The following is a 3,095-nucleotide window of genomic DNA, read 5'->3' as shown; positions in this document are numbered from 1 at the left end:
GAACCAGTTCCTGTTGGGCGACGGCATCATGGTCACCCCCTTCGACAGCAAGCAACCCTACGCACCGGTCTACCTCCCGCCCGGCAACTGGTACAGCCTGTACGACGATGCCACCGAACAAGGCGGCAAAGAAAAAATGTTGACGCTCGGTATGCATACCCTGCCCGTGTTCATCCGCGAAAGCAGCATCATCCCGATGCAATCGCTTGTGCAGACAACGGCCGAGAAGCCCTCCGACACGCTGTTCCTCCATGTGTACAAAGGTTCCCGGGAAAACCGGTTCGAATATTATGAAGACGACGGTGAAACATTTGCTTATGAAAAAGGCGCGAGCTACCGCCGTGTAGTGGCGTATAAACCGGCGGAAGGAAACCTGGTGCTGGAGCAACCTGTCAGCGGGATGCCGTCGCATTTCCGGTATGTTCAATTAGTGTTACATGGATTTGGGAAAGATTTGGCGAAAGTGAACGGCGCGGAACACAAACTGGCGGCGGGAGAATGGGTGGCGGTGCAACCGGTGTCGCGGTTCGATCCGCAGGGCGTCGCCAACCCAGTGGTGAAATGCAAAGTGCAGACGCTGACGCTGCCGAACGACAATCAGTCCATAACGATTAACGTGGAATAAACGTTTAAGTGTAAGGAAAGCAAACGGCCCGGTATGTATTGCCGGGCCGGTTTATTGGCGCTGAGGTTAACAGAATGAAAGGCCAGAAATTTGGGGTTAACGGGATGAGCCATTCACAAGTATAGGGTCAACTGTAACTGTGTAACTGTGGGTGCCAGGGGGGATCGAACCCTCGTCTGCCGGTCCACAACCGGGCGTTCTACCACTGAACTACAGGCACCATAAAAAAAGCCCGGCCGCGCACGCTGCACGACCGGGCCGGAGGGCGGAGCAACCGTCGTTTCCGGGCTGCTCCGCTACGTGTGTCGTGCGGATGAAGAATCATCCCCAAATGTCCATTGTGTATGTCCAATTTTTAAGTATAGCATTGTTTGACGCAATTAAAAAAGCCCCGCAATTGCTTGCGGGGCTTCATTTATACTGGATTCGTTTAGTCGTTTATCCATGCATGACCTGCTCCGCAATAGGTCTTCCTGCCGCCGCGTAACGCGCTGACGCCTGAAGAATGCTATGTTGGAAATTGAGTGGCACGATGTTGTTTATTTATTTCGTGATGCAAAGATGAAACGAATTCCGCAAAATTAAAAGTCCGGTGACCCGCGCAGGCCAAAATTTCCTTGCGGAGCATGCAACTTCCCGCGCCCCTGCTCGTCTTTAGGACGAAATCAATTGATCATTTAACGTCGAAACCCCGCTCATGCAAACCTTCCAACCCGGGTTGATCTTTCAATATTTCGTGGTGGCCGGACTTATCAATACCGCTATCGCTGCTGCCGTGCTGGTGCGCCGCCGCCGCTCCGCGCCTTTCCTGTTGCTCCTCGCGCTGATGGTGCTGGTTTCGTTCCAGGCGCTCCTCAATGCTTTCGATCACCGGGATTTCTTCCTGGCTTTCCCGCATTTGAGCCGCGTTTCGTGGCTGAACCTGAGCCTGGTGGGGCCGCTGGTGTACCTGTTTACCTGCAAGATGACAGGCGATGGCCCCCGGTTCCGGCAGGCCGATCTCCTGCATGCGATCCCTTTCGCGTTGGCGTTGGCGGTGCTGTTGCCCTGGTTCTTCCAGTCTGCGGAAACGAAAAGGCGGCTGCTGATGGATTTTGATGGATTGTCGCGGTTGGATTTCGGGTGGATGAACCAGGCCAACCTCCTGCTGATCACTGCTTACCTGCTGGCGGCTTGCCGGCGGTTGCGCCAATGGGGGAAGACGTTGCCGGAACAGCCGCTTGCCGTCCAGGGACTGCGGTGGAAGTGGCTGCGCGCGTTCCTGGGGAGCCTGCTGGTGATTTTGGGGATCTCGGCGCTGGGGTTCTTCGGACGGAAATGGAATATTCCCGGCATCACGCATTTTTATCATTACAACTACGCCGCCATCGTGGTGCTGGTCTACTGGCTGATCTGGAAATGCCAGGCAGTGCCCGAGCTTTTCACGGAAGATGAAAAAAACGCAACAAAGAAATACCGCAAATCCGGCCTCGCCGCCCCTGAACCCTGGTACGAACGCCTCTGCCGGCTTATGGAAGAACGGCAGCCCTTCCTGGATCCAGATTTAACGCACGCCAGCCTGGCGGACCTGCTCGGGGTGCAACGCCATCATCTTTCCCAGATCATCAACGAACATTCCGGCGGCAGCTATTTCGAATTCGTGAACGGCTACCGTATCGAAGCCGTCAAACGCATGCTCGCCGACCCGCGCAAGCAACACCTCAGTATCCTGGGCATCGCCATGGAATGCGGGTTCCAAAGCAAAGCCACCTTCAACGCGGCCTTCCGGAAAATGACGGGCGTAACCCCTTCGGAATGGCAAAAAGCCGGAAAAATGAAGTACGAGCCGATGGGCGCGGTCGACGGGGCGCGCTATGGCAGCTAGTTTTGAAGAAAAAAAGAAAATGCGCAGAAATTGGATACTCGCCGCCTGCATCCTGGCGGCCACCCTGGCAAAGGCCAACACTTCCGTCCCCGACAGCGGCCTGAGAACCAATCCCACCCCCGTGTATTCGGAGAATCAGCTAAAGGAAGATTACCAGGTTTTCCGCAACGCCCTCCGCGAAGCACACGCCGGTCTTTACCGTTACATGCCGCAACATGAAATGGACATCCTCCTCGACAAAGGCGAATCCGGCATCCGGAAAGACATGACCGAAGAGGGATTTTTCCGGTATCTCTACCCGATACTGGCCCGGGTGAAAGACGGCCACACCAAACTTTTCCGCCAGCACCAGCCTGATAATTGGTATGCCTTCCACCAAACCGGCCTCTTTCCGCTGAAATTGTATTTCCGGGAAGGCAAGGCGTTTGTGCTGGGCGGGAATATCGAAGCAGGTGCGGAAATTTTGAAAATCAATGGCCAGCCGATGGCGGTGATCGTAAAGAAATTAACTGACGTCATCCTGGCCGACGGCGGCAGCCAAAGCGCGAAGTACCGGGAGCTGGATCAATTCTTTCCCGGCTATTACGCAACGTTTTTCGGTCCGAG

3 protein-coding genes and 1 tRNA gene are annotated in these 3,095 nt (G+C 55.2%); 3 read left to right on the top strand and 1 reads right to left on the bottom strand.

Going from position 1 to position 3,095, the window contains the following annotated elements:
* A partial coding sequence (locus Q0510_RS12910) for a DUF5110 domain-containing protein (protein ID WP_298712262.1) occupies window positions 1–625 on the top strand: 625 nt, incomplete at its 5' end.
* A gap of 149 nt (window positions 626–774) precedes the next feature.
* Here Q0510_RS12910 and Q0510_RS12905 read toward each other — a convergent pair.
* Window positions 775–846 (bottom strand) — tRNA-His (locus Q0510_RS12905).
* A 476-nt stretch (window positions 847–1,322) separates the two neighbouring features.
* Between Q0510_RS12905 and Q0510_RS12900 the strand changes: the two genes are divergently transcribed.
* Entirely contained in the window at window positions 1,323–2,489 is a 1,167-nt protein-coding gene (locus Q0510_RS12900) for a helix-turn-helix domain-containing protein (protein WP_298712259.1), read from the top strand.
* Between the two features lie 19 nt (window positions 2,490–2,508).
* A partial coding sequence (locus Q0510_RS12895; RefSeq protein WP_298712256.1) for a hypothetical protein occupies window positions 2,509–3,095 on the top strand: 587 nt, incomplete at its 3' end.

This window comes from uncultured Chitinophaga sp., assembly GCF_937874145.1.
Taxonomy (GTDB): domain Bacteria; phylum Bacteroidota; class Bacteroidia; order Chitinophagales; family Chitinophagaceae; genus Chitinophaga.
The sequence above is the reverse complement of the archived record's forward strand: the minus strand, read 5'-3'. Positions and strand labels throughout refer to the sequence as shown.

What these genes read in the sequence shown, in the direction of transcription:
- Q0510_RS12900 (WP_298712259.1), top strand. Translation starts at nt 1,323, where the DNA reads ATGCAAACCTTCCAACCCGGGTTGATCTTTCAATATTTCGTGGTGGCC.